The organism is Aminobacter sp. MDW-2, assembly GCF_014250155.1.
GTDB lineage: Bacteria > Pseudomonadota > Alphaproteobacteria > Rhizobiales > Rhizobiaceae > Aminobacter > Aminobacter ciceronei.
The window spans coordinates 2971173-2994538 of sequence record NZ_CP060197.1 but is presented as its reverse complement, the minus strand read 5'-3'; the positions used below and the strand labels follow the sequence as shown (position 1 = coordinate 2994538).

24 protein-coding genes are annotated in these 23366 nt (G+C 63.6%); 11 read left to right on the top strand and 13 right to left on the bottom strand.

The window, feature by feature from the left end; translation table 11 throughout:
- Nucleotides 1-147 precede the first annotated feature (147 nt).
- Both H5P29_RS14610 and H5P29_RS14605 read right to left on the bottom strand, forming a co-directional pair.
- The gene (locus H5P29_RS14610; protein ID WP_154386691.1) at nucleotides 148-912 is read right to left on the bottom strand and encodes an N-acetylmuramoyl-L-alanine amidase; all 765 of its coding nucleotides are present in this window, start codon (nucleotides 910-912) and stop codon (nucleotides 148-150) included.
- The gene (locus H5P29_RS14605) at nucleotides 909-1628 is read right to left on the bottom strand and encodes a DnaJ family molecular chaperone (protein WP_067960355.1); all 720 of its coding nucleotides are present in this window, start codon (nucleotides 1626-1628) and stop codon (nucleotides 909-911) included. The genes H5P29_RS14610 and H5P29_RS14605 overlap by 4 nt, the downstream gene beginning before the upstream one ends.
- Nucleotides 1629-1779: 151 nt before the next feature.
- On the opposite strand from H5P29_RS14605, the gene H5P29_RS32580 reads away from it, so the two are divergent.
- Together H5P29_RS32580 and H5P29_RS14600 are read left to right on the top strand one after the other, a co-directional pair.
- Nucleotides 1780-2127 (top strand): hypothetical protein, encoded by a 348-nt coding sequence (locus H5P29_RS32580; RefSeq protein WP_246670865.1) that lies wholly within the window; start codon nucleotides 1780-1782, stop codon nucleotides 2125-2127.
- Nucleotides 2016-2672 carry a DMT family transporter gene (locus H5P29_RS14600; RefSeq protein ID WP_246670866.1) on the top strand — a complete coding sequence of 219 codons (657 nt, stop codon included), beginning with the start codon at nucleotides 2016-2018 and terminating at the stop codon, nucleotides 2670-2672. The genes H5P29_RS32580 and H5P29_RS14600 overlap by 112 nt, the downstream gene beginning before the upstream one ends.
- A gap of 65 nt (nucleotides 2673-2737) precedes the next feature.
- On the opposite strand, the gene H5P29_RS14595 is transcribed toward H5P29_RS14600, so the two are convergent.
- Nucleotides 2738-3028, bottom strand: coding sequence for a hypothetical protein (locus H5P29_RS14595; protein WP_154386692.1), 291 nt, complete (start codon nucleotides 3026-3028; stop codon nucleotides 2738-2740).
- Between the two features lie 196 nt (nucleotides 3029-3224).
- Here H5P29_RS14595 and H5P29_RS14590 point away from each other — a divergent pair, with 196 nt between their 5' ends.
- Nucleotides 3225-4469, top strand: coding sequence for a DUF3419 family protein (locus H5P29_RS14590; RefSeq protein ID WP_154386693.1), 1245 nt, complete (start codon nucleotides 3225-3227; stop codon nucleotides 4467-4469).
- The gene (locus H5P29_RS14585) at nucleotides 4469-5134 is read left to right on the top strand and encodes a class I SAM-dependent methyltransferase (RefSeq protein ID WP_154386694.1); all 666 of its coding nucleotides are present in this window, start codon (nucleotides 4469-4471) and stop codon (nucleotides 5132-5134) included. Before H5P29_RS14590 ends, H5P29_RS14585 begins: the two co-directional genes overlap by 1 nt.
- On the opposite strand, the gene H5P29_RS14580 is transcribed toward H5P29_RS14585, so the two are convergent.
- Nucleotides 5127-6515, bottom strand: coding sequence for a serine hydrolase (locus tag H5P29_RS14580; RefSeq protein ID WP_154386695.1), 1389 nt, complete (start codon nucleotides 6513-6515; stop codon nucleotides 5127-5129). The genes H5P29_RS14585 and H5P29_RS14580 overlap by 8 nt on opposite strands.
- A gap of 235 nt (nucleotides 6516-6750) precedes the next feature.
- Here H5P29_RS14580 and H5P29_RS14575 point away from each other — a divergent pair, with 235 nt between their 5' ends.
- Nucleotides 6751-7554 (top strand): GH25 family lysozyme, encoded by an 804-nt coding sequence (locus H5P29_RS14575; protein ID WP_067960341.1) that lies wholly within the window; start codon nucleotides 6751-6753, stop codon nucleotides 7552-7554.
- A 167-nt stretch (nucleotides 7555-7721) separates the two neighbouring features.
- Nucleotides 7722-8942, top strand: a complete 1221-nt coding sequence (locus H5P29_RS14570) for a lytic murein transglycosylase (protein WP_083948549.1) — start codon at nucleotides 7722-7724, stop codon at nucleotides 8940-8942.
- Between the two features lie 49 nt (nucleotides 8943-8991).
- Here H5P29_RS14570 and H5P29_RS14565 read toward each other — a convergent pair whose 3' ends face one another.
- Both H5P29_RS14565 and H5P29_RS14560 read right to left on the bottom strand, forming a co-directional pair.
- Nucleotides 8992-9870, bottom strand: a complete 879-nt coding sequence (locus H5P29_RS14565) for an NAD-dependent epimerase/dehydratase family protein (RefSeq protein ID WP_154386696.1) — start codon at nucleotides 9868-9870, stop codon at nucleotides 8992-8994.
- A 113-nt stretch (nucleotides 9871-9983) separates the two neighbouring features.
- The gene (locus tag H5P29_RS14560; protein WP_154386697.1) at nucleotides 9984-11207 is read right to left on the bottom strand and encodes an alanine racemase; all 1224 of its coding nucleotides are present in this window, start codon (nucleotides 11205-11207) and stop codon (nucleotides 9984-9986) included.
- A 159-nt stretch (nucleotides 11208-11366) separates the two neighbouring features.
- On the opposite strand from H5P29_RS14560, the gene H5P29_RS14555 reads away from it, so the two are divergent.
- On the top strand, nucleotides 11367-12263 hold the full coding sequence (locus H5P29_RS14555; protein WP_067960332.1) for a DMT family transporter: 897 nt from the start codon (nucleotides 11367-11369) through the stop codon (nucleotides 12261-12263).
- Between the two features lie 471 nt (nucleotides 12264-12734).
- Here the strand turns inward: H5P29_RS14555 and metF are convergent, their stop codons facing one another.
- Nucleotides 12735-13649: a methylenetetrahydrofolate reductase [NAD(P)H] gene (metF, locus tag H5P29_RS14550; protein ID WP_067960329.1), complete on the bottom strand. Its 915-nt coding sequence runs from the start codon at nucleotides 13647-13649 to the stop codon at nucleotides 12735-12737.
- Nucleotides 13649-14656, bottom strand: coding sequence for a metalloregulator ArsR/SmtB family transcription factor (locus H5P29_RS14545; protein ID WP_067960326.1), 1008 nt, complete (start codon nucleotides 14654-14656; stop codon nucleotides 13649-13651). The genes metF and H5P29_RS14545 overlap by 1 nt, the downstream gene beginning before the upstream one ends.
- 118 nt (nucleotides 14657-14774) lie before the next feature.
- Between H5P29_RS14545 and tsaA the strand changes: the two genes are divergently transcribed.
- The 4 genes from tsaA to H5P29_RS14525 all read left to right on the top strand — a co-directional run bounded on the left by tsaA (nucleotide 14775) and on the right by H5P29_RS14525 (nucleotide 17191).
- On the top strand, nucleotides 14775-15278 hold the full coding sequence (gene tsaA / locus H5P29_RS14540; RefSeq protein WP_154386710.1) for a tRNA (N6-threonylcarbamoyladenosine(37)-N6)-methyltransferase TrmO: 504 nt from the start codon (nucleotides 14775-14777) through the stop codon (nucleotides 15276-15278).
- A 2-nt stretch (nucleotides 15279-15280) separates the two neighbouring features.
- Nucleotides 15281-15595, top strand: coding sequence for a DUF2293 domain-containing protein (locus tag H5P29_RS14535; RefSeq protein ID WP_067960323.1), 315 nt, complete (start codon nucleotides 15281-15283; stop codon nucleotides 15593-15595).
- Nucleotides 15592-16083: an Lrp/AsnC family transcriptional regulator gene (locus H5P29_RS14530; protein WP_154386698.1), complete on the top strand. Its 492-nt coding sequence runs from the start codon at nucleotides 15592-15594 to the stop codon at nucleotides 16081-16083. Before H5P29_RS14535 ends, H5P29_RS14530 begins: the two co-directional genes overlap by 4 nt.
- 160 nt (nucleotides 16084-16243) lie before the next feature.
- Nucleotides 16244-17191, top strand: coding sequence for an aminotransferase class IV (locus tag H5P29_RS14525; protein ID WP_154386699.1), 948 nt, complete (start codon nucleotides 16244-16246; stop codon nucleotides 17189-17191).
- A gap of 16 nt (nucleotides 17192-17207) precedes the next feature.
- Here H5P29_RS14525 and H5P29_RS14520 read toward each other — a convergent pair whose 3' ends face one another.
- The 5 genes from H5P29_RS14520 to ettA all read right to left on the bottom strand — a co-directional run bounded on the left by H5P29_RS14520 (nucleotide 17208) and on the right by ettA (nucleotide 23213).
- Complete coding sequence (locus H5P29_RS14520) at nucleotides 17208-17825, bottom strand: MOSC domain-containing protein (protein ID WP_067960316.1); 618 nt, start codon at nucleotides 17823-17825, stop codon at nucleotides 17208-17210.
- A 97-nt stretch (nucleotides 17826-17922) separates the two neighbouring features.
- On the bottom strand, nucleotides 17923-19044 hold the full coding sequence (locus H5P29_RS14515; protein WP_154386711.1) for a beta-ketoacyl-ACP synthase III: 1122 nt from the start codon (nucleotides 19042-19044) through the stop codon (nucleotides 17923-17925).
- A 202-nt stretch (nucleotides 19045-19246) separates the two neighbouring features.
- Entirely contained in the window at nucleotides 19247-20014 is a 768-nt protein-coding gene (tam, locus tag H5P29_RS14510; RefSeq protein WP_067960308.1) for a trans-aconitate 2-methyltransferase, read from the bottom strand.
- Nucleotides 20015-20137: 123 nt separating this feature from the next.
- Nucleotides 20138-21492, bottom strand: a protein-coding gene (locus H5P29_RS14505) for an IS3 family transposase (protein WP_371818561.1) whose coding sequence is annotated in 2 segments (ribosomal slippage) — nucleotides 20138-21013 and nucleotides 21016-21492 — 1353 coding nt in all. Because the reading frame shifts where the segments join, the coding sequence is not laid out codon by codon here.
- A 71-nt stretch (nucleotides 21493-21563) separates the two neighbouring features.
- Entirely contained in the window at nucleotides 21564-23213 is a 1650-nt protein-coding gene (ettA, locus tag H5P29_RS14500) for an energy-dependent translational throttle protein EttA (protein ID WP_067960305.1), read from the bottom strand.
- Between the last annotated feature and the right edge of the window lie 153 nt (nucleotides 23214-23366).

The following is a 23366-nucleotide window of genomic DNA, read 5'->3' as shown; positions in this document are numbered from 1 at the left end:
AAACGCCGGAGGGCCCTCTTACGGGGCATGGCAGACTTAGCCGGCGCCTTGCACGGAAATGCATGTGACGGGGGAACTGGCGGGAAAAATGACCGGACAAGTCACAATGCGTGACAGGTTGTAATCTGGCGAATCACCAACCCAGGGCTAGTCAAGCCCGCCGGGAAGCGCCGCAAGTAGCCGCCGCAGCGTCGACACGGTCGATGAATCGACCACGCCGTCGACGCAGCTGGTGCGGAAGTGACGTTGAAAAGCCTGAACAGTTACAACCGTTTGCGCGTCGAGGCGGCCGGTGATCTCGACGCCGTAACCATAGAGCGCGAGCATCGATTGCAGCTCCTCGACAGCCGCCCCGCCGTCGCCCGGTTGCAGCAGCGCGCGCCCTTTGCGCGGCGAAGGTGCGACCCAATGACCTATGCCGGACTGGGCCAGCATCCGCCACGAAAACTTCTCGCCGGGGTCGACCTTGCGTCCCAGGGCGACGTCGGAATGCGCCAGGACGCGCTCCGGCGCCACATTGTGGCGCTCGGCGATGCCGAGGCAGAGCTCGATCACCGCCCGCATCTGACGCCTGGGAAACGCGCGGTAGCCGAGCGCATGGCCCGGATTGACGATCTCGATGCCGACCGAGCAGGAGTTGATGTCGGTTTCGCCGCGCCAGGAGCTCTTGCCGGCATGCCAGGCGCGGTCGCCTTCGCGCACCATCTGAACGATGCGTCCGTCCTCATGCACCAGATAGTGCGACGACACTTCGCTTTCGGGATTGCACAGCCAGGACTCCGCACCATCGCCGGTTTCCATACCGGTGTAGTGCAGCACGATCATGTCGGGCTTCATCCCGTCGCGCCGCTGCCCGAAATTGGGCGAAAGCCGTACCTCGGCATGCGGTTGGTCGGGTTGAAAACCGCTCATGCGTGCCGGAGTCCCCTTTCGATCATCTCGTAGGCCGCATTGATCGCGGCGATGCGGGTGGTGGCGATCCTGATGAACTCTTCCGGCAGGCCGCGCGCGATCAGCTTATCGGGATGATTGCTGGCGACAAGCTTGCGGTAGTGTTTGCGCACATCTTCGAACGGCTTGCCGCGCTCGATGCCGAGCACACGATAGGGATCGGTGTCGCCGAGATCGAGATGGCGCGCCACGATGGTCTGGTAGTGCATCTCGTCGATGCGGAATATCTCGGAGACCCGATGCAGGAAGCTGCCCTCGCACTGGTGCATCATGCCGTCGGCCTTGGCGATGTGAAACAGGCCGTCGAGGATGTCCTCCAGCATTCCGCAATTGGAATGGCCGGAACCGCACAGCTTGGCCATGCGTTCGGCGTAAAACTCGAAGCCGGCGACGTCCTGCTGGGCAATGTCGTAGAGTCGCGCGACGTCGCGCGCATGCTCGGGCGGGACCGCAAATATTTCGTAGAAGGCGCGCACCTCGGCCTGGGAAACAACCCCATCGGCCTTGGCCATCTTCGCCGACAGCGCGATCATCGCCACTGAAAACGCCACGCGGCGGCGGGTTTCCGCGTCTCCGGAAAAGACGGTGCGCACGGCCTCGACGACGTCCGCGACGCCATTTGCCGCCGACGCAGAGATACGCGCGATGAAGTCGCCGAGACGGTCCCAAATCGACATGGCCGCTTCTTAGGATGAAACATTCGCAAATGCGAGATGCCTTGGTGCCGCGCGCATAACTTTGTCGGCAACAGTCCGGCATCTGGACCAAAATTCTGGCCCAATGGAATTTTCACGACGCAAAAGCCAGCCGCCGCTATCGATCTGCGTCATGGATGCACGCAACACCACCCAGCCGGCACGCACGGTCTCCCGCGAGACGATTGGCCTTGCCTTGGGCACGCTCGGCGTCGTCATCTTCGGCGGCACCCTGCCGGCGACGCGCGTGGCTCTCGCAACCCTTTCGCCCTGGTTCGTCACCAACGGACGCGCGGCAATGGCCTCGCTTGATGCGGCCGCGCTGCTGCTCGTCCTGCGCAAGCAGTCCCGAAGGACGATGCGCCAGCATTGTTTCTCGCCGGCCTGCTTCTGGTCTTCGGCTTCCCGGTCTTCTCCTCCATCGCCATGCAGACGGTACCGGCGTCCCATGGCGGTGTGGTTCTCGGCGTATTGCCGCTGACCACCAGCATCTTTGCCGCCCTCATCGGCGGCGAGCGGCCATCCTCGCTTTTCTGGGCCTGCGGCGTCGCAGGCGCCGCTCTCGTCGTCACCTTCGCCATCAGCGACAGCGGCACGCAGCTGTCGTCAGGCGACCTGTTCCTGTTCCTCGCGGCCCTCTCGGCGAGCCTCGGCTACGTCGTGTCTGGCAAGCTGTCCCGCCGCATGCCGGGCTGGGAGGTCATCTGCTGGTCGCTGATCCTGACCGCGCCGATCTCCATAGCAGGAGCCCTGCTGAGCTGGCATCCGGAGTTCGCCTCCGCCTCCTCGGCGCAGACATCTGCCTTCTTCTATCTTTGCTTCGGCTCGATGTTCCTCGGCTTCTTCGCCTGGAATGTCGGTCTCGGCATGGGCGGCATCGCCCGCGTCAGCCAGGTCCAGCTGCTGCAGACCTTCGTCACCCTCGCCATCTCCGCCTTCCTGCTTGGCGAACATGTCGGCGCAAGAACTCTCATCTTCGCGCTCGCCGCATCGCGATCGTGGCGCTTGGCCGCCGGGCCCGGGTGACGCGCTAACCTCGACACAAAAGAAAAGCCCGGAGCGATGCTCCGGGCTTGCCTCCTCCGGCAACTTTACTGCGCGGGTGCAGCCGGCTCGACGGGCTTGGGCTGCATCGGATCGGTGTTCTGCATCTCGCCGCTCGTGCCGCTCTCCGGTGCCGGTGTAATGCTCTTGGTCGTGGTGTTGTCGGTCGCCGGCGGCGAGGCCTCGGGCGTGGCCGGTGCCGGGTTCACAGGAGCCGGCTGTTCGGTCACAGGCGGTTTCACGCTTTCAGTGGTCGTGCTGTCGGTGCCGCTGTCACTACAGGCGGCGACGCCGAACAGCGCAATGGCGGAAACCGACGCGAGAATGAACTTCTTCATAACAATCTCCTTTCGAGAACGGCCCGTTGAACGGGCGTCGGAGATGAAATGCGCGAGGTCCCGCACGGTTTCGTAACGTTCGGTTGCGCCCTGACACATAAGCGCCTGTCGTGCCGCCGTCATCGCACCGTCACCGCATTGTCACGCCGGTAGGCTACCCGCTGCGCCCAACAACGAAGCGGGGAATCGCATTTCCATGACCGACGTTTCCGGAGAACTTGTCTTTCGTCGCGGCAAGAAAGTTGGAAAGGCGGTTTACCAGAACCGCGTACTTTCGAAGGAAGGCCTGTCCGAGCGGCTGTTTGCGCTGCTGTTTTCGGGCCTCGTCTATCCGCAGATCTGGGAAGATCCCGACGTCGACATGGAGGCCATGCAGCTTGGCGAGGGCCACAGGATCGTCACCATCGCCTCGGGCGGCTGTAACATTCTCGCCTATCTTACTCGCTCGCCGGCCAGGATCGACGCCGTCGATCTCAACGGTGCCCACATTGCGCTGAACCGAATGAAGCTGGCCGCGGTACGCCACCTGCCAACGCAGGGCGACCTGTTCCGCTTCTTCGGCGAAACCGATGTCGAGCACAACTCACATGCCTATGACCGCTTCATCGCGCCGCATCTCGATGCTTCGAGCCGCGCCTATTGGGAGCGCCGCAGCTGGCGCGGCAAGCGCCGCATCGCCACCTTCGACGGTAATTTCTACAAGACCGGCCTGCTTGGCCTGTTCATCGCTGCCGGTCACCGCGTCGCCAAACTCTACGGCGTCGACCCGGCCGCCATCATGGCCACCGGCAGCCAGCAGGAGCAGCGCCGCTTCTTCGACGAAAAGATCGCGCCGGTGTTCGAGCGCCGCATGCTGCGCTTCATCACGTCGCGCAAATCCTCGCTGTTCGGTCTCGGCATCCCGCCGGCGCAATACGACTCGCTTCTGACTTCGGGCGACGGCTCGATGGCCGGCGTGCTCAAGGCGCGGTTGGAAAAGCTCGCCTGCGACTTCCCGCTCGAAAGCAACTATTTCGCCTGGCAGGCCTTCGCTCGCCGCTACCCCAAGCCCGGCGAGGCCGCCCTGCCCGCCTATCTCGAGCAGGACAATTACGCCACGATCCGCGCGAGCGTCGATCGTGTCACCGTCCACCATGCCAACTTCACCGAACTTCTGGCCGACAAGGATGCCGGTTCCGTCGACCGCTACATCCTGCTCGACGCCCAGGACTGGATGAGCGACGAGCAACTCAACGCGCTGTGGACCGAAATTACGCGCACGGCCGCGCCGGGCGCCCGCGTCATCTTCCGCACCGCGGCGGAACCCAGCCTGCTGCCAGGCCGCCTGTCGCCGGCATTGCTCGACCAGTGGACCTACGAGGAACGGGCCTCGCGCGATTACACCGCCCGCGACCGCTCGGCGATCTATGGCGGCTTCCACCTTTATGTGAAGAAATCCTGATGAGCACGCCCGAGCTTTCGGCCGGCCATTCCGGGCTGATGGATAGCGTCTACCGACATCAGCGCCACATCTACGACCTGACGCGCAAATATTACCTGCTCGGACGCGACCGCATGATTTCGGAGCTCGCTCCGCCCAAGGGTGGCACCGTGCTCGAACTCGGTTGCGGCACCGGACGCAACCTGATCCTTGCAGCGAGGCGGTTTCCCGACGCCCATTTCTACGGCCTCGACATTTCGGGCGAGATGCTGGTCACCGCCAGAGCATCGATCGCCCGTGCAGGCCTGTCGGATCGCATTTCGCTGGCGCAGGCCGATGCGACCTCGTTCGACGCCGCAGCCCTGTTCGGTCGTGCCGGCTTCGACCGCGTCTTCGTTTCCTACTCGCTGTCGATGATCCCCGGCTGGGAACGTTCGGTGTCCGCGGCCCTCGCCGCTTCCACGGGTTCCGTCCATGTCGTCGACTTCGGCCAGCAAGAAGGGTTGCCCGGCTGGTTCCGCAAGCTGCTGCGTCGCTGGCTGGCCAAGTTTCATGTCGCCCCGCGCGAGACGCTCGCCTCCGACATCGCCGCGCAGGCCCGCGTCGCCGGAAAGAGCTGCCGCTTCACCTCGCTCTACCGCGGTTATGCCTGGCTCATCGTCGTCGGCGGCGCCAAGCCTATCTGAGTGCTGCCACCAAAGCCGACAGCATCGCCTGCGGCTTGTAGCGCAGCTTGGACGGCGTCAGGCCGAGCCGGACGACCACCAGATTGGCCGAAGGCACCATCGCCACAGTCTGGCCGTCATGGCCCTGCATCCAGAAGGTGTCGTCGGGCAGATCGAAGCCGACATCGGGATCCTCGCCTTCCGGCGTGCCGCCTTCCGGCCCCTGCAGCCACAACTGGCCGCGGCCATACTCACCTATCGGGGCTGCAGGAGCCTTCTCGCGCATCCAGGCGACATAGCCTTCGGGCAGGATGCGCGCGCCGTTCCAGACACCATCCTGCAGCAGGAACTGGCCGAAGCGCGCCCAATCATGCGCCGTGGCGTAGAGATAGGACGATCCGGCGAAGGTGCCGCGCGCATCGGCCTCCAGCACCGCACTGGTCATGCCGAGTGGACCGAACAGTTTTTCGCGTGGCCAGGACAGGGCCTTGGCCGGATCGCCGACGGCGTCCTGCCAGAGGCGCGACAAAAGCAAGGTCGTGCCGCTGGAATAGGAGAATTTCTTGCCGACTTCGGCGGCCAGAGGCTTGGCCGCGGCGAAGCTTGCCATGTCTGGCTCGAGATAGAGCATGCGCGTGACGTCGGTGACGTCGCCGTAATCCTCGTTGAACTCCAGCCCGCTCGACATTGCCATGAGGTCGGCCAGGCTGATTTCGGCGCGGCCATCGGCCTTCCACGGCTCGAACAGCTTCGTCTTGTCGACCGACATCTTGCCGTCGGCGACGAGCGTGCCGATGATCGCGGCCGTCACAGTCTTGGTCATCGACCAGCCGAGCAGCGGGGTCGAAGAAGCAAAACCCTCGCCATAACGTTCGCCGACGATCCGGCCGTTCTGCACGACGACGATGGCGCGCATGCCGGGGCCGGCCAGTGCCGCATCGTCAAGTACGGCCGTGATCGCCGGGTTCTGCGAGGCATCGACCTTCTCGCCCTCCGGCCACAGCGCCTCGGCATCGGCCGCGGGTGCGACCGGTACGGAACCCAGCGCAGCGGCGGCAATGTCACCGTCCGGCACGTTGCTGCAACCGGCGCCGTCATGGGCAACGGCAAGTTCTCTGCCGAAGACGCCGAACAGGCCCGCGCGCACCGTGCCGGCGCTCTGGTCGACGCTCACCGACATCAGCCGGAGCAATGGATGACCCGGTGCCTGGACATCGTCGGCCAGCACCTGATTGGCGTCGCGGCCGGCGAGGAAGACATTGGAACAGACGATCTTGGCGGCATAGCCGGAGCCGACACGGATCAGCGCCGGGGGCGCAAAGTACAACCAGGCCGACAAGCCGGCGACCACAAGGACAATGAGGGCGACCAGCCATTTCAGGATCTTGCCGATGATGCGCATAGCTTTCCCCGCCCCCTACGTCATGCGTCCGCCATGGAATTGCCGTCATTCCTCCGCCAAATCTTTGAGGCTGTCGAGCGCGATCAACGGTTTATCAACCATGATCGGCGATCACAGAGGGGGATGTGCGGTGTCTCGGGGAAACCGCTGATCCATCGGAATAGTATCCGGGCCGCAGGGCCTGCCCCATGAACGATATGCTCTGGCCGGTTCCTGCCGGCCGCAAGGAGAAGTAATGCGCCGCGCTTCGGCTCTTGTGCTGCTCGCCTTCCTCGGCGCTTGCTCGACCTCCGACACCCTGTCGCTTGGCCCCGTCGGCAATGCCGGCAACATGGCCTCCGTTTCGGTCAAGAACCCACGCTTCAGCGACAGCGATCCGCACCAGTGGGAAAGCGGCGCCCCGTGGACCTACGCCATCCATGGCACCGATGTCTCCAAGTACCAGACCTCGATCGACTGGCACCAGGCCAAGGGCAGCGGCATTTCGTTTGCCTTCATCAAGGCCACCGAGGGCGGCGACCGCGTCGACGATTATTTCGCCGAGCACTGGCGCGAAACCAAGTCCGCCGGCGTGCCGCGCGGCGCCTACCATTTCTATTATTTCTGCAGGCCTGCCGCCGAGCAGGCGCGCTGGTTCATCCAGAACGTACCGAATGAGCGCTCGTCGCTGCCGCCGATCCTCGACATGGAATGGAACCCGCAGTCGCCGAGCTGCAAGCTGCGTCCGCCTGCCGCCACCGTGCGCAGCGAGATGAAGATCTTCCTCGAAATGGTCGAGCAGCACTACGGCAAGAAGCCGATCATCTACACCTCGATCGACTTCTTCGACGACAACAACCTCGCTACGTTCCGCGGCTATCCATACTGGCTGCGCTCGGTCGCAGGCCACCCGACGTCGCGTTATGGCAGTCACCCCTTCACCTTCTGGCAGTACACCGGCACCGGTGTCGTGCCTGGGATCAGGGGCGACGCCGACATCAACGTCTTCAACGGCAGCGAAGCCCACTGGAGGAAGTGGCTCGCCGCCAACACCAGATAGTCCGGACTGCACCTCCGGGCTGCGCATTTCGCATGGCAGATGCGACAAGAAGAGGGGGTGCGGCCCTCGCCCGGGTTCTGTAGAAGGCGCGGCAAGACATTGAGCTGGCCGTCTGCCTGCTTTCGCCGTTCCGCGAAGGCCTGACCGGTCAAGCAGGAGAGCTGCCCATGAATTTGCTGAGCAAGGCGATGGTCGCCGCCCTTTTCGCCACCGCCGTTATGCCGGCAAACGCGCAGAATACCGCTGCCGTCACCCCTGCCGCGCCGGCAGCGACGCTGGAATGCGGCGACGACTTCGCCACCTGGAAACAGAACCTTGCCAACGAAGCCCGGGCCGCAGGCGTTGGTGAAAAGGGCCTTTCGGCTCTGGCGAATGCCACCCTCGACCCCAAGGTGCTCGAGCGCGACCGCGCCCAGGGCGTGTTCGCTCAGACCTTCACCCAGTTCTCCGAGCGCATGATCAGCGACTACCGGCTGAAGCATGGTGCCGCCAACCTGCAGAAATACGGCCAGTATTTCACCATGGCCGAACAGGAATTCGGCGTGCCCGGCCCGGTCATCGCCGCCTTCTGGGCGCTGGAGACCGATTTCGGCGCGGTGCAGGGCAACTTCAACTCGCTCAACGCGCTGGTGACGCTGGCGCATGACTGCCGCCGCCCGGACCTGTTCCGGCCGCAGGTCATCCCGCTGATCACGCTGATCGACCGCAACGTGCTGCCGGCCGACGTCCAGGGCGCCTGGGCCGGCGAAATCGGCCAGACTCAGATCCTGCCGTCCGACTATCTGGCGCGCGGTGTCGACGGTGACGGCGACGGCATCGTCGACCTGCGCAACACCCCCGCCGACGTCATCCTGACGACCGGCAAGAAGATTCAGTCGCGCGGCTGGAAGCGCGGCGAGCCGTGGATCGAAGAGGTTCGGGTACCGGCCGAAATGGCCTGGGAAGAAACCGGCCGCACCAACAAACAGCCGCTGTCGAAATGGGCGGCTATGGGTGTCACAATGCGCGACGGCACGCCGCTCAAGGACACCGGCCTCAAGGCAGGCATCGTGCTGCCGATGGGCCGCAAGGGCCCAGCCTTCCTGACCTATGACAATTACGACGTCTATCTCGAATGGAACCAGTCGGCGACCTACACGCTGACGGCAGCCCACCTCGCCGCCCGCCTCGCCGGCCAGCCGGCCTTCGACCGCGGCAATCCCGACGCCGGCCTGACGGGCGACGCCATGAAGGCGTTACAGCAGAAGCTTCACGACAGAGGCTACGACGTCGGCGGCATCGACGGCATTTTGGGCACCAACACCCGTGAAGCCATCCGCCAGGAGCAGATGCGCCTCAAGCTGCCCGTCGACGGTTGGCCGACAGACGAGCTGCTGGCGGATCTGTAAGGGAATAGGGAGGGATACCAACGCCTTGCCGTTGGAACCTCTCTATTCGCTATTCGCTTCCAAACAACTCCGCCACGCTGCCGTGCCTTGGTTTCCAGCCAAGCTCGGCTCGCGCCTTGTCGCCGCCCAGCCGCTGGCTGATGGCATAGCCGCGTGCCCACTCGCCGAGCCGCTCCGCAGCCTCATCGACGGCAGTAGCGCGGACTGCCGGTTGCCCCATTCCCAGGTACTGCGCCACGGCTGAGGCGATGTCGCCCACGCTCATGCCTTCAATAGCCGAACCGTTGTAGACGGAGCCAGGCCACGCTTTCTCCATGACCCGCACATAGAGGTCGGCAAGGTCCTCGGCATGGACGAGCGGCCAGACGACATCTGTCGATCCGATGACGTCGACGGTGCCGTCCTTGCGCAGAGCATCCATGTAGGACGAGAACACCCCGCCCTCGCCGGAATAGACCATCGCCGGATGAACCACGGTGCCTTCCACCTCCGGCGCCAAGAGCACGCGGTTCATGTTCTCGATCATCCAGCCGAAGGCCGGCAGCGGATCGAATGGACTGTCTTCAGTCGCGGCCCGCTCCCCAGTCGCACCGAACAGCCAGCAGCCGCCGGTATAGACGAAGCGCGGCCGGTTCGGCATCGCACCGAGCACCGGCAGCAGCGCGTCAAGCAAGGTCGTCTCGACCTCGCCCATGTCGTCGCCGAAGTCGGCAGCGGCATGGATCACGGCATCGACCGGTGGAAGCTTGCCGGCCCATTCGCGCGGAGTGCGCAGGTCGCCGAGCAGCGGCGTGGCACCCGCAGAGTTGAGGCGTTCAGCCGACGCTTGGGAACGAGCGAGGCCGATCACATCGTGGCCGCCCTCGACCAGGCGCTGCAGGATATGGCGACCGATGAAGCCGGTGCCGCCGAGAAGGAAAACATCCATGGGAATAGTCACTTAGCGCATGGTGGGCAACGAGTGGTGAGATGCGTAGATCGGAACGCGCCCAAGGCTATTCAAGCCACGATCATTGTTTGCCTGTTCGCTCTTCCCTTCCCTCACTCCGCCGCCATCGTCTCCAGGCTGGCGAAGCCTTGCGGCGCGTCGCCTTCGTCGAACGGCGTCGTCACCTCGACGAAGGTGTCGGGGTAGAAGCCGTTGAAACGGGTGCGCAGCGACAAAGAGTAGGCGCCGATATGGCCGATTTCGATCCAGTCGCCGGTGTCGATGGTCTCGGGCAGCCAGAACGGCCGTGACAGGATGTCGACGGAATCGCAGGTCGCGCCGCAGACCTTGAACGGAACGATCTTGTCGGCGTCACCGTTGCGGGCGCGTATCGCGGGATCGGGGATGAAGCGCGCCGGCAGCGTGATCTTGCCGGTCCATGAATCCGACAGCGACGCCCAGATGCCGTCATTGATGTAGAGCCGCCTGCCCTTGCGCAACAGCACCCGCACGATCAGCGAAAGGCACCGCGCCACAATCACCCGACCCGGCTCGGCAACGAGCGGCATTTCGTCGAAATTGTATTCGTTGAGGTCGCCGCGCAAGCGCGACATGATCTGCCCGATCGAAGGCATGGCCGGCTTCTTGGAATTCGGATCGTGGCCGTATTCGGCCGGGAAGCCGCCGCCGACATCGAGTCCGGCGAGGTCAAACGACACACGATTACGCACCCAGTCGACCGAGGCGAGCGCCCGCTCATATGTGTCGGGGTCCTCGATCTGGCTGCCGACATGGAAACACAGGCCGACCTTGTAGCCGTTGCGGTTGAGCCGCTCGCACAGCTCGACAGCATTGGCCGGCCCGGCGCCGAACTTCTTCGACAGCTCATATGCCGCCGAGCCCTTGGTCTGGACACGCACGAAGACGGTGATCGCGCCGGGGTCGATGTCGAGCGCCCGCACGACACGGTTCAGCTTCATGATCTCGTCTTCGTGGTCGACCGCGATCACTCTGATGCCATAGGTCTCAAGCGCCAGGCGGATGTCGGACTGCGCCTTGACCGGATGCATGTAGATCATCTCGGCCTCAGTGGAGACTTCCCTCACCGCGGCGAATTCGCCTGGAGACGCCACGTCGAACATGGTCACGCCGGCCTCGACAAGCGCCTTGAGCACGATCAGTTCGCCATTGGTCTTCACCGCATAGGCGGTTCTGCCGGGGAACATCTCCATGAAGGCGCGTGCATCGGTCTTCAGCACTTCCGGTCGGAAGCAATAGACCGGTGCATCGGGGCGAAGAGCGAGGGCTGCCTCGCGTGCATTCTCGAATCGCTGCATGGAAGCTCCTCGTTTGCCGGCCAAAATCTAAACCAAGCGGTCCGCGATGCAACCCGACAGGGCTTGGCAGGAGTGTTGCGTCAGCCAAAGGAATCGGGTGGCCCTACCCAGGAATCGCGCGTAGCTGTCGAATGTGACGAAGCGAAGAAGGAAGCGGACATGAGTGCACGCGACTGGGCCAGGCTTTTGCTTCTGGGGGCGATCTGGGGCGGGTCGTTCTTCTGCGTGCACATCGCGGTCGCCGAGATCGCGCCGCTGAAACTGGTGCTGTTCCGGGTGCTCATCGCGGGAGCGGCACTGCAGCTGTTCCTGCTGCTCCGCGGCCCCTCCTTCCGCCTTGCTTTCCCCCACCTCGGCACGCTGTTCGTGCTCGCAGTGCTCAACAACGTCATCCCGTTCACGTTGATCTGCCTCGGCCAGACCGAGATCGGCGCGGGCCTGGCCTCGGTGCTCAACGCCACGACGCCATTCTGGACGCTGGTCATCGCCAACATCGTCACCAACGACGAGAAATTGAACTGGAACAAGCTGGCCGGCATAGGACTGGGTATCGCCGGCACCGCCATCATGGTCGGCCCGGGCATCGTCGCCGGGCTCGGCGGCCCGGTCTGGGCCAAGTTCGCCCTTGTCGGCGCCTCTCTCTCCTACGCCTTCGCGCTGATGGTGGCGCGCCGGCTGAGGGGCGTGCCGCCGGCAATCATCGCCACCGGCCAGCTGACGGCCTCATCGGTCATCATGATCCCGCTGGTCTTGATACTGTACGGCACCTCTGGCCTGTTTGCCGCCAGCACCAATGCGTGGCTGGCAACGTTTGCCTTGGCGCTGGTCGCCACCGCCTTCGCCTACATCCTGTTCTTCAAGCTGGTGGCTTCGGCCGGCGCCACCAACACCTCGCTGGTGACGCTGATCGTGCCGGCGAGCGCCATGCTCTTGTCGGTAAGCTTCCTCGGCGAGCGGCTCGAGGCCTTCGAACTGGGCGGCATGGCGCTGATCGCGCTCGGGCTCGTCACCATCGACGGACGTCTGTTCAAGCGGCGCCAGCCGGCTGGCGCGTGAGCGAAATCGGGTCGTCATTGGGAATGAGCAATGCCCAGTTCGGGATTGCTGCAGCGCCGTCTTTCGCCTTCCGAAAAGGTGATTGGGCACTGTCGTGGCTAATCGATTTGCCACAATTTCTCCACAACCCTTGCCGGTGTGTTTACCAAGCAAATCCAACGGCTAAGCGTGAGAAACGCGTCGCATTTTCCACAATCTTGTCGCAATGCAGCACATTTTTCGCTTGTGTGTGACCGAAATGCCCCTAGATTCCGGCCTGTGGCTTGCAAACAGGAGGCTATGCATGGGACTGACTAGGTCAATCAATGCAGTCATGATTTGCGCTGCCTTTGCCTTCATCGGCGCGCTTATTGTCGGAGTTCTTCCATAGGCCGTTCAACGGCGGAAGACCAAAGCACCTCCAAGGTGGAAGCTTCGAGAAGGCCGGGATCACCCTCCCGGCCTTTTTGATTCCGCCCAGTCGGATTGCCGTCAGGCGGCTGCCGATCCCTGCACAACTGGCTGCGGCCGGATGCCGATCATGTGGCACACCGCCACCACCAGGTCGGCCCGGTTCATGGTGTAGAAATGGAAGTCGTTGACGCCGCGCTCGACCAGGTCGAGCACCTGTTCCACCGCCACGGCCGACGCCACCAGCGCATGGGTCTGCGGATCCTTGTCGAGGCCTTCGAAGCGCTCGGCCAGCCAGCCCGGCACATGGGCGCCGCAGCGCGAGGCAAAGTTGGCAACCTGGGTGAAGCTGTGGATCGGCAGCACACCCGGCACGATCGGAATGTAGATGCCGGCCTTGCGGGCGCGCTCGACGTAACGCTCGTAAAGATCGTTGTCGAAGAAGAACTGGGTCACCGCGCGCGTCGCGCCATTGTCGACCTTGCGCTTCAGCATGTCGAAATCGGTGACGAAATCAGGGCTTTCCGGATGCTTTTCCGGGTAGGCCGAAACCGAGATGTCGAAATCGCCCTGCGCCTTCAGCGCGCCGACCAGCTCGGCGCCGTTGGCGTAGCCGCCGGGATGCGGCTGGTAGGCAGCACCTACGCCCTCCTTAGGATCGCCGCGCAGCGCCACGAAGCGCTTCACGCCCATGGCGGCGAACTCTGCGATCACCTGGTCGACTTCCTCGCGGGTCGCGTCGACGCAGGTCATGTGCGCGGCGGGCGTCAGCGTCGATTCCTCAAGGATGCGCTTGACCGTGCGGGCGGTACGCTCGCGGGTCGAGCCACCGGCACCGTAAGTTACCGAAACGAACTGCGGACGCAGCGGCTCGAGCCGGGTCACAGTCTCCCAGAGACGCGCCTCCATGTCGTCGTTCTTGGGCGGGAAGAACTCGAAGGAAACACGGATCTTGTTGCCGATGTCGGAACGCCTGGAGAGCGGAAATTGGTTCATCAGGCAGTTTCCCTTTGGACTTGCAGTTCAGGATTGGGATCGGCGATCAGCAGGCGCTTGTCGCGCGCCAGCCAGAGTTTGACGGTCAGGCTGGCCTTGGCCGAGCCGCGTGGTTCGAATTCTTGGGTCTCCTCGAGTTCGAGCCCGGCCTCGGACAGCCAGTCTTCGATCTGCCGATCGGAGAAGCCGAGGCGCGCATGCGCATGCTCGGAGCGCAGGAAGTCGAGCCCGTGCGGGGCGAAGTCGACGATCACCAGCCGGCCCGAAGGGCGCAGCAGCCGCGCCGCCTCCTGGATGGCGCGGGCGGGATCGTCGAGATAGTGCAGCACCTGGTGGATGGTCACGAGGTCGAAGGCATCGCGCTCGACCGGCGGCGAGAAGATGTCGCCCTGGCGCACCTGCGCGTTGGCAATTCCTGCCTTGTCGAGATTGGCGCGGGCAACGGCCAGCATTTCGCGCGACTGATCGATGCCGACGCCGCGGCGATAGATCGGGGCGAAAATTTCGAGCAGGCGCCCCGTGCCGGTACCGAGGTCGAGCATCGACTGGAACGGCCGCTTGCCGACCAGCTTGACGAGTGCGGCTTCCACGGCGCGATCAGGTGCATGCAGCGAGCGCAATTCGTCCCAGCTCGCGGCATTGGCGCTGAAGTAACGGGCCGCGCGCTCCTGGCGCTTGTGCTTGACGTCATCAAGACGCTCGAAATCGCGCACCACCTGGCTATCTGACGTATCGATGCTTGATACCAGCCCCTGCACGAAGCCACGCGCCTGGTCGGCGTCGGAAAGCCGGAAGAACGCCCAGGATCCTTCCTGGTAGCGATCGATCAGCCCCGCCTCGAGCAACAGCTTGAGATGACGCGAAACGCGCGGCTGCGACTGGCCGAGGATCTCGGTCAGGTCGGAAACCGTCAGGTCGCCACGTGAAAGCAGCGTCAGGATGCGAAGCCGGCTGGATTCGGCCGCCGCCTTCAAGGTATCTACCATGGTGTCGAGCGTCACATGCATCGGCTTTGGTTCTCGCCAAAAGACATAAACATATCTTTATGTGACGCAGCGAATGATTGCAACGCCCAATGTCGCATGCGGGCAAGAAAATGGCGCGACCGTGGGAGGCGGCATGAAGATGTTCGAACAGCGCGAGGGCGAAATCCCGCTCGCCGGCGATCCGGCGGCTGACGCCGACGACGCCCGCCTCGCCTATATCGGCCGCATCGCCTCGCCCTGGAAGCAGCGCGAGCACTGCCCCAAGAACATGAACGCCGCCCGCGAGCGTGGCGGTGGCGCGACCGTCACCGTCGACGTCCCCTACCGTGCCGGGCTCGCCGGCCTTGCCGGCTTCAGCCATGTCGTCGTGCTTAGCTGGTTCGAACAGGCGCCGCGGAATCTGATTGTCCAGAAACCGCGCCATGCCTCTGACGCGAAAGGCGTTTTTGCCCTGCGCTCGCCTGCCCGACCGAACCCTATCGGCCTTCACGTCGCGGCGATCGTCTCGCTCGACATGGAAAACGGCGTGATCGAGCTCGATGCCATCGATGCGTTGGATGGCACACCGGTCATCGACCTGAAACCCTACTTCGCTTCAGTCGACGCCATTCCCGACGCGACGCGTCCGAGCAAGGACGCCTGACCATGCCAGCCTCCACTGGCCGCCAACGTGCAGTGGCCAAATCGCTGACCGCGCTCCTGCCACTCGCGCCTTATGCCGACACGGAAGCCATCCGCGCCGACGCGCTCGCTGTGCATCTGAAGACGCTGCCGCCGTCGATCGCCGTGTGGCTGGCGACCGTCGCCCATGTCCGCCATGCCCATACCGACTACGAGAAGCTGCTGTCGGAGGGTTACGACCGCGATTCCGCCCGCTTCTTCGTCATCGACCAGGTCAACGCCACCCTCACCCGCTGGCGCGCTACCCGCCTGCTCGACGCAGACGAGGATTTGGAATGACCGGAACGCAGCCCAACAGCCGAAGTGCTGTGCCGCTCGACGAGCTCGACCGCCGTATCCTGGCCGCTCTGCAACAGGACAACCGGCTGTCCTTCGCCGAACTTGCCGAGCGGGTCGCCTCGTCGGCAGCCTCCTGCATGCGACGGGTCAAGCGCCTGCGCGATGCCGGTGTCATCATCGCCGACGTTTCGATCCTCGATCCTGTAGCCGTCGGCAAATCGCTGACAGCGGTGATCAACATCGACCTCGAGGCCGAGCAGCGCGATCTTGTCGACGCGTTCAAGCGGCAGATGCGCGCAGCGCCCGAAGTGACCCAATGCTACATGGTGACGGGCGGCGCCGATTTCGTGGTGATCGTCAACGTCGAAGACATCGACGCTTATGAGGCATTCACCCGCAAGTGGCTCTACTCCAATCCCAACATACGCAAGTTCCGCTCGATGATCATGCTGGACCGCGTCAAGTTCGAACCGCGCGTCGCCGTATAACTGCATTCGCTCTTCAAACGGCTCGACTGCATTGCTCTTGTTTCAGCAAGGCCGGGATTTTGATCAGCCTGCGTCATCTGGCCCGGCATTTTGACCGAAATGGCGTATCGCGAGGCGGCATACTCCGGTCAATCATCCTGGACGCGGAGAACCAGCGACAATGGACGTCAAGCCACAGCAATTGCCGGCGATCGAACCCCGCCACGTGGATCCGCATGCCTATCCCCAAGGCATCGCCTTCCTCGACGACCAATATCTGCCGATGTCGGAAGCCAAGATCTCGGTACTCGACTGGGGCTTCCTGCATTCGGACGCGACCTACGACACTGTCCATGTCTGGAACGGCGCCTTCTTCCGGCTCGACCTGCATATCGAGCGCTTTTTCAGCGGGCTGGAGCGGCTGCGTATGTCGATCCCCTTCGACCGGGCTGGCGTCACCGAGATCCTGCACAATTGCGTGGCGCTGTCAGGGCATCGCTCGGCCTATGTCGAGATGCTGTGCACCCGCGGCGCCTCGCCGAACTTCAGCCGCGACCCGCGCGACGCCACCAACCGTTTCATGGCCTTCGCCGTGCCGTTCGGCTCTGTCGCCAATCCTGAGCAGCTAGAGCGCGGCCTGCATGTGTCGATCAGCCAGCGCGTGCGGATCCCGCCGGCCTCGATCGACCCCGCAATCAAGAACTACCACTGGCTCGACCTCGTGTGTGGCCTCTATGATGCCTATGACAACAACGCCGAGACGGCACTGCTGCTCGACTTCAACGGCAATGTCGCCGAGGGCCCGGGCTTCAATGTCTTTGCCGTGAAGAACGGGCGCCTGGCGACGCCGGCAACCGGCGTCCTGCCCGGCATCACCCGGCGCAGCGTCTTCGACCTCTGTGCCGAAGCCGGCCTTGTCGCCGAAGCCGTTATCGTCAGCGTCGATGCATTGCTTGGCGCCGACGAGGTGTTCATCACCTCGACCGCCGGCGGAATCATGCCGGTGACCAAGATCGACGGGACTGACGTTGCCAATGGCAAGGTTGGCCCTGTTACCACAAGGCTGAAAGACGCCTATTGGGCGAAACACGACGACCCCGACTGGTCGATGCCGGTCACCTATCCCTGACCGGTAGGGGCTGTGCTCACGCCCTGTAGATCCACTGCTCGGGCACCCGCACCGAGACCTCTTCGCCGGCCGCAATCACACCGGGCTTCTCGACCCAGCCGACAAGCCCGCGCAGCCGGCGCGACACTTTCGGGAACAGCAGCGAGCCGGCGTCGTGGTCGACCATGCCGGCATGCTCGGCGATCGAGCGACCGGCAACGCGGCACGGCGCGTTCTGGCCGTCGATCTTGATCGTCACGCCACCCTTGAAGAACAGCATGGTGCCCGAGGGCAGCATCGACAGCATCGGCACGCCCTCGAGCAGGAGATTGGCGCCGATCCACTCCGGTTTGATCTCGGCAAGGCCCATGCGCTCGGCGACGATTGCCATCTCGTCGGGTGCGACGATCGACAGCTGCCGCTCGTTGCGCATCTCGGTGCCTCGCGGATACCACGGCTCGCGCCCGCCGGAGCGCCTGGTGTGACCAGCATGGACATCGCCGACGATGCCCTCGAAGGTCAGCGGCAGCGTTTCCACCGCCCAGGTGACGAAATGGTCTTCCGGCGCGGTGTAGACACCGGCAACGCGCGCCGCGAATTTGCGGCCCGGCAGGATTTCAGGTTCGCCCTCGCGGTGCATGGTCGGGTCGAGCATCTTTAGCCTTCTCGGTTTAGCGGCATGACCCGGGAAATCCAGACAAAAAGCCTGATCCCGGCGATCATCCGAACTGATCGATCCCCTGGTCGCCCCTTCACATCATGCGGACCAGCGCGCCGCCGATCGAGTAGCCGGCGCCGAAGGCGCAGATCAACCCGTGGTCGCCCGCCTTCATGTCCTCGTGGTTTTCCTTGAGCGCGATGACCGCACCGGCCGCCGCCGTGTTGCCCAGCCGCTCCAGCACCATCGGCGCCTTGTCGTGGTCGGCATCATGGCCGAGCGCCAGCTTCAGGATCATCGCGTTCATCCGCGCATTGGCCTGGTGCAGCCAGTAGCGCCTGATGTCGGACGGTGTCATGCCGTGGTCGGCGAGAAAGGCGGTGATGAAGCGATGCGCCGCATGGGTCACCTCCTTGAACACCTTGTTGCCGACCTGCTTGATCATGTTGCCCTCCATCTCGACGACGGAGGTGTTTTCCTGTCCGGCACGCAGCAGGAAGCCGAAATTGGTGCGGATATTGTTGGAGAACTGCGTCCAGTTGCGCGTGTCGAGCATCTCGAAGCGCCCCGGCCGGGTCTCCTTGGGTCCAATTGCCTCGACGACCATCGCCACCGAGGCGTCGCCGAAGATGAAATGCGTCTGGCGGTCACGGAAATTGAGGTGCCCGGTGATGATCTCGGGCGTCACAATCAGCACGCGCTTCTGTCCGCCCGAGCGGACGAGATTGAAAGCGACGTGCAGGGCGGCCGCCGCCGACGAGCAGCCGAGGCTCATGTCGAAGGCAGCACCCTCGATGCCGAGCTCCTTCTGGATCTCGATCGAGATCGCCGGATAAGGTCGCTGCTGGTGCGAGGCGGCGCAGATCACCATGTCGATGTCGGCGCCGGTGAGCCCGGCATGGGCGAGCGCCTCGCGTGCCGAGGCAACACCGAACTCGGCCTCGACCGAAAGGACGTCGTCGGCGCGCGGCGCGATGCGCGGCGTCATCCGCTCAGGGTCGAGAATGCCGTCGAGCGTGTGGACGTGCCGATTCTTCACGCCGGAGGCATAGACGATGAAGTCGCTGTCCGATCTCTTGATCGGCTCCTGCCCTGCGGCTTCGCGCTTGATGTTCTCGATGTCGGCCCAGGCGTTGAAGCTCTCGACAAGTTCGTCGTTGCTGATCGTTGCCTGGGGAATTTCGACGCCGATGCCACTGATGATGACGCGATGCATAAGACCGTCCATGCCTGAATTTCCGCAGCATGCCCGATAGCAGTTACCGCTTCGGAAAAACCCATGCTCCAGCGACGAAAATGGAGCCATCAGGCCCCGGCGCATCCTGCCCCCGTCTCCAGCAGACTCGCCAAGTGCAGATTACGTCACATGGAGGCGTTCGAATACGCCCTGAACGCAACACTCGCCCCGATATCCCGCCCTATGCTCGCTGTGCCACCAGGAAGATCCTGGGAAAGCGCAACAGCACCTTGCCGTCGGCGGCGGGCGGATAGGCAGCGGCGATGCGCGCCGTGTAGGCGGCGAGATAGGCTTCGCGCTCGGCCGGTTCGAGCGGATCGACGAAGGGCTTGAGCCCCGTTCCCTTGACCCACTCGACGATCGCCGCGGCGTCCGCCAGCGGGTGGTTGTAGACGGTGTGCCAGATGTCGACCCGCGCCGACAGCGGCACGAGCAGGTCATAATATGAAACGACCGATGGCAATTGCGCGCGGGCGGCGCCTGCGATCCTTGCGGCGAAGGGCACTGCGGCTGCGGTCTCGCGCATCGCCATATGCGACGGCTCGCCGATATTGTCGGGCATCTGCACTGCGAGGTACCCGCCCGGGGCGAGCAGCGTCATCAGGCGTGCCAGAACGGCCTGATGGTCCGGCAGCCACTGGAACACGGCATTGGCGAAGATCACGTCGACGGGCTCGTCGGGCGTCCAGTCGCGCGCATTGGCGAGCTGGAACTCTACATCGGGCAGCCGACGCCTGGCCTGCTCGATCATGTCGGGCGACGTGTCGAAGCCGGACACCGTCGAATCCGGCCAGCGCTCGACCAGAAGCTCGGTCGAATTGCCCGGCCCACAGCCGATGTCGACCACTCTTCTCGGCCGCTCCAGCGGGATTTGCGCCAGAAGGTCCCGGGACGGCCGCGTCCGCTCGTCCTCGAATTTGAGATATTGCGCGGCGGACCAGTCCTTCATGTCGGGGACTCCAGAAGCAATTCCGGGAAGTGCGAGGGCGTTTTCCGTCTCGCTACGCAAAGCAGCGGGCAGAAAACAAAAAACGCCCCGCTTTTTTGAACTGACCCCGTAAAGTTGGACGGTTCATTGAGCTGGTAGATTTAAGGGCTGGGTCCTGTATTGCACAGGGGCCAGCCCTTTCAGTTTCAGTTTGATGCGGCGGTGGTTGTAATAGTCGATGTAGCGCTCGATGGCCTTATCGAGGCTTTGGACAGTTTCGAACCTTTCCGGGTGGAAGAGCTCGGACTTGAGCGTGGCGAAGAAGCTCTCCATCGGTGCGTTGTCGAGGCAATTGCCTTTGCGTGACATGCTTTGTGCAAGGCCTCTGGTTTCCAGCCTGCGCTGGAATGCCGACATCTGGTACTGCCATCCCTGATCGGAATGCAGGGTCGGCCGTTCGTCCTCATTGAGCCGGGCGAAGGCTTTTGTCAGCATATTGTCCACCAGTTTGAAGCGCGAGCGGCGCGCCGTCTCGAAGGCGACGATCTCGCCATTGTAGAGGTCCATGATGGGAGACAGGTAGAGCTTGTCGCCGGCCACGCTGAACTCCGTCACGTCGGTCACCCATTTGCAGTTGGCGCGGTCGGCGCTGAACTTGCGCTGCAACAGATCGGGAGCGGTCCGCCCAACCTCGCCCCTGTAGGAACGATACTTCTTCGGCCTGACCAGCGACTTCAAACCCATCCCGGCCATCAGGCTCTGGACGGTCTTGTGGTTGACGCCTTGACCCGACTGGCGCAGTTGCGCAGTCACCCGGCGATAGCCGTAGCGGCCCTTGTGGCTGTCGAAGATGGCCTTGATCGCCTCCTTCAGCGCCACATGGCGGTCCGGGCGCGAGGCTGCCTTTTGCCTGTAATAGAACGTGCTGCGCGGCAGCTTCGCCAGATCGAGCAGGCCCTCAAGCGGATGCAACGGCCTTAACGCCTGGACGGCTTGTGCTTTTTGGGCGCGTGTCCCTGCGTTAAGGCCTCCAGTTTTTTTAGGTAGGCGTTCTCCATCCGCAGTTGCTTCAGCTCGGCCAGCAGTTCTTCCCGGCTTTTGGCTTCGTCACTGGGTGCAACAGGCACTGCGGGGGCCGGCGGCTTCGACATGGGGCGTCCTCCGGGACGTGGGCCGAGTGCCTCTATCCCACCCGCATGATAGCGCTTCTCCCAGCCCGCCAGGCAACTGGCATTGCGGATATTGAACAACGCCGCCGTCTGGCGATACGACAGACCTTCTCGCCACATCCGCTCGAGCACTGACAGCTTGAACGTCGCGTCGTAATGATCGTATTTGCCCGACAGTCCCGCCCAGCCATGCGCCTGGTACAAAGCCACCCACTTGCGGACAGTCGCCGCGTCAACTCCACGCTTCGACGCCGCACTCGCGTAGCTTTCATCCCCGCACAAATAGCTATCGACAACCGAGCGCTTGAAACGCGCACTGTGTTTGGACATGCAAAACCCCCGAAGGTTGTGTCCAACTTTCGGGGGTCAGTTCATTTTGGGCGGGGCGTTTTCTTGGTCTGTCAGCGCGTCAGGCGCTTGTGGCTCATCCGGTGCGGGGTGGCCGCATCGGCGCCGAGACGACGGATCTTGTCCTTCTCGTACTCTTCGAAGTTGCCTTCGAACCACTCGACATGCGCATCGCCTTCATAGGCCAGCATGTGGGTGGCCATGCGGTCGAGGAACATACGATCGTGGGAGATGATGACGGCGCAGCCGGCATATGCTTCCAGTGCGTCTTCGAGCGCGCCCAGCGTCTCGGTGTCGAGATCGTTGGTCGGTTCGTCGAGCAGCAGCACGTTGCCGCCGTTCTTCAGCATCTTGGCGAGGTGGACGCGGTTGCGCTGACCACCCGACAGGTTGCCGACGCGCTGCTGCTGGTCGCCACCGCGGAAGTTGAACGACGAGCAATAGGCGCGACTGTTTACTTCATGCTTGCCGAGCTTGATGACTTCGGCGCCGCCAGAAATCTCTTCCCAGACCGTCTTGGTCGGGTCGAGCGCATCGCGGCTCTGGTCGACATAACCGAGCTTGACGGTCTCGCCGACGCGGATCGTGCCGCTATCGGGCGTTTCCTGGCCGGTGATCATCCTGAACAGCGTGGTCTTGCCCGCGCCGTTGGGGCCGATGACGCCGACGATGCCGCCGGGCGGCAGCTTGAAGTTCAGGTTTTCGATCAAAAGCTCGTCGCCATAACCCTTGTTCACGCTATCGACCTCGATCACCACATTGCCGAGGCGTTCGCCGGCCGGGATGACGATCTGCGTGTCGGTCGGCTTGCGATTCTGCGACTGCTCGACCAACTCCTCATAGGCCTTGATACGCGCCTTCGACTTGGTCTGGCGTGCCTTGGGCGAGGATGCGATCCACTCGCGCTCGCGCCAGATCGCCTTCTGGCGCGAATCGTCTTCGCGACCTTCCTGGATCAGGCGCTTGGCCTTGGCGTCGAGATATTTGGTGTAGTTGCCCTCATAAGGGATGCCGCGGCCACGATCGAGTTCGAGGATCCAGCCGGTGACGTTGTCGAGGAAGTAGCGATCATGGGTGATGATCAGCACCGAGCCTGGATAGTCGCGCAGGTGCTTTTCCAGCCAGGCCGTGGTCTCGGCGTCGAGGTGGTTGGTCGGCTCGTCGAGCAGCAGAAGGTCGGGCTGTTCGAGCAGCAAGCGGCACAGCGCGATGCGGCGGCGTTCGCCACCCGACAGCTGGGTCACTTCAGAATCGCCGGGCGGGCACTGCAGGGCGTCCATCGCCATCTCGACCTGCTGTTCCAGGTCCCACAGGTTGAGACGATCCATCTCGTCCTGCAGCTTGGCGCCCTCGTCGGCGGTCTCGTCGGAGTAGTTCATCATCAGCTCGTTGTAGCGCTCGATGATGGCGGTCTTCTTGGAGACACCGTCCATGACGTTCTCGAACACGGTCTTGGCCGGATCGAGATGCGGCTCCTGCGCCAGGTAGCCGACGGTGGCGCCGTCAGCCAGCCAGGCTTCGCCCGACCATTCCTTGTCGAGGCCGGCCATGATCTTGAGCACGGTCGACTTGCCCGCGCCGTTGGGGCCGAGGATGCCGATCTTGGCATCCGGGTAGAACGACAGGTTGAGGTTTTCCAGCACCTTCTTGGTGCCGTAGGACTTGGTCAGTCCCGACATGTGATAGATGAACTGGCGTGCCACGCGCGCGTATCCTGCTTCAGGTGAACGGAGATTTGCGCGCTATGTAGGCCATCCTACCCCAAACGGCAAATGCTTTCGGGGCGAACATCGCGATGACACGCGCGTCCGAGCACTGTCCGGACACCACGCCTCGGTCGTGCCCGCGCCAACAGG

What these genes read in the sequence shown, in the direction of transcription:
- H5P29_RS14610 (WP_154386691.1), bottom strand. Translation starts at nt 912, where the DNA reads ATGAGCGGTTTTCAACCCGACCAACCGCATGCCGAGGTACGGCTTTCG.
- H5P29_RS14605 (WP_067960355.1), bottom strand. Translation starts at nt 1,628, where the DNA reads ATGTCGATTTGGGACCGTCTCGGCGACTTCATCGCGCGTATCTCTGCG.
- H5P29_RS32580 (WP_246670865.1), top strand. Translation starts at nt 1,780, where the DNA reads ATGGATGCACGCAACACCACCCAGCCGGCACGCACGGTCTCCCGCGAG.
- H5P29_RS14595 (WP_154386692.1), bottom strand. Translation starts at nt 3,028, where the DNA reads ATGAAGAAGTTCATTCTCGCGTCGGTTTCCGCCATTGCGCTGTTCGGC.
- H5P29_RS14590 (WP_154386693.1), top strand. Translation starts at nt 3,225, where the DNA reads ATGACCGACGTTTCCGGAGAACTTGTCTTTCGTCGCGGCAAGAAAGTT.
- H5P29_RS14585 (WP_154386694.1), top strand. Translation starts at nt 4,469, where the DNA reads ATGAGCACGCCCGAGCTTTCGGCCGGCCATTCCGGGCTGATGGATAGC.
- H5P29_RS14580 (WP_154386695.1), bottom strand. Translation starts at nt 6,515, where the DNA reads ATGCGCATCATCGGCAAGATCCTGAAATGGCTGGTCGCCCTCATTGTC.
- H5P29_RS14575 (WP_067960341.1), top strand. Translation starts at nt 6,751, where the DNA reads ATGCGCCGCGCTTCGGCTCTTGTGCTGCTCGCCTTCCTCGGCGCTTGC.
- H5P29_RS14570 (WP_083948549.1), top strand. Translation starts at nt 7,722, where the DNA reads ATGAATTTGCTGAGCAAGGCGATGGTCGCCGCCCTTTTCGCCACCGCC.
- H5P29_RS14565 (WP_154386696.1), bottom strand. Translation starts at nt 9,870, where the DNA reads ATGGATGTTTTCCTTCTCGGCGGCACCGGCTTCATCGGTCGCCATATC.
- H5P29_RS14560 (WP_154386697.1), bottom strand. Translation starts at nt 11,207, where the DNA reads ATGCAGCGATTCGAGAATGCACGCGAGGCAGCCCTCGCTCTTCGCCCC.
- H5P29_RS14555 (WP_067960332.1), top strand. Translation starts at nt 11,367, where the DNA reads ATGAGTGCACGCGACTGGGCCAGGCTTTTGCTTCTGGGGGCGATCTGG.
- metF (WP_067960329.1), bottom strand. Translation starts at nt 13,649, where the DNA reads ATGAACCAATTTCCGCTCTCCAGGCGTTCCGACATCGGCAACAAGATC.
- H5P29_RS14545 (WP_067960326.1), bottom strand. Translation starts at nt 14,656, where the DNA reads ATGCATGTGACGCTCGACACCATGGTAGATACCTTGAAGGCGGCGGCC.
- tsaA (WP_154386710.1), top strand. Translation starts at nt 14,775, where the DNA reads ATGTTCGAACAGCGCGAGGGCGAAATCCCGCTCGCCGGCGATCCGGCG.
- H5P29_RS14535 (WP_067960323.1), top strand. Translation starts at nt 15,281, where the DNA reads ATGCCAGCCTCCACTGGCCGCCAACGTGCAGTGGCCAAATCGCTGACC.
- H5P29_RS14530 (WP_154386698.1), top strand. Translation starts at nt 15,592, where the DNA reads ATGACCGGAACGCAGCCCAACAGCCGAAGTGCTGTGCCGCTCGACGAG.
- H5P29_RS14525 (WP_154386699.1), top strand. Translation starts at nt 16,244, where the DNA reads ATGGACGTCAAGCCACAGCAATTGCCGGCGATCGAACCCCGCCACGTG.
- H5P29_RS14520 (WP_067960316.1), bottom strand. Translation starts at nt 17,825, where the DNA reads ATGCTCGACCCGACCATGCACCGCGAGGGCGAACCTGAAATCCTGCCG.
- H5P29_RS14515 (WP_154386711.1), bottom strand. Translation starts at nt 19,044, where the DNA reads ATGCATCGCGTCATCATCAGTGGCATCGGCGTCGAAATTCCCCAGGCA.
- tam (WP_067960308.1), bottom strand. Translation starts at nt 20,014, where the DNA reads ATGAAGGACTGGTCCGCCGCGCAATATCTCAAATTCGAGGACGAGCGG.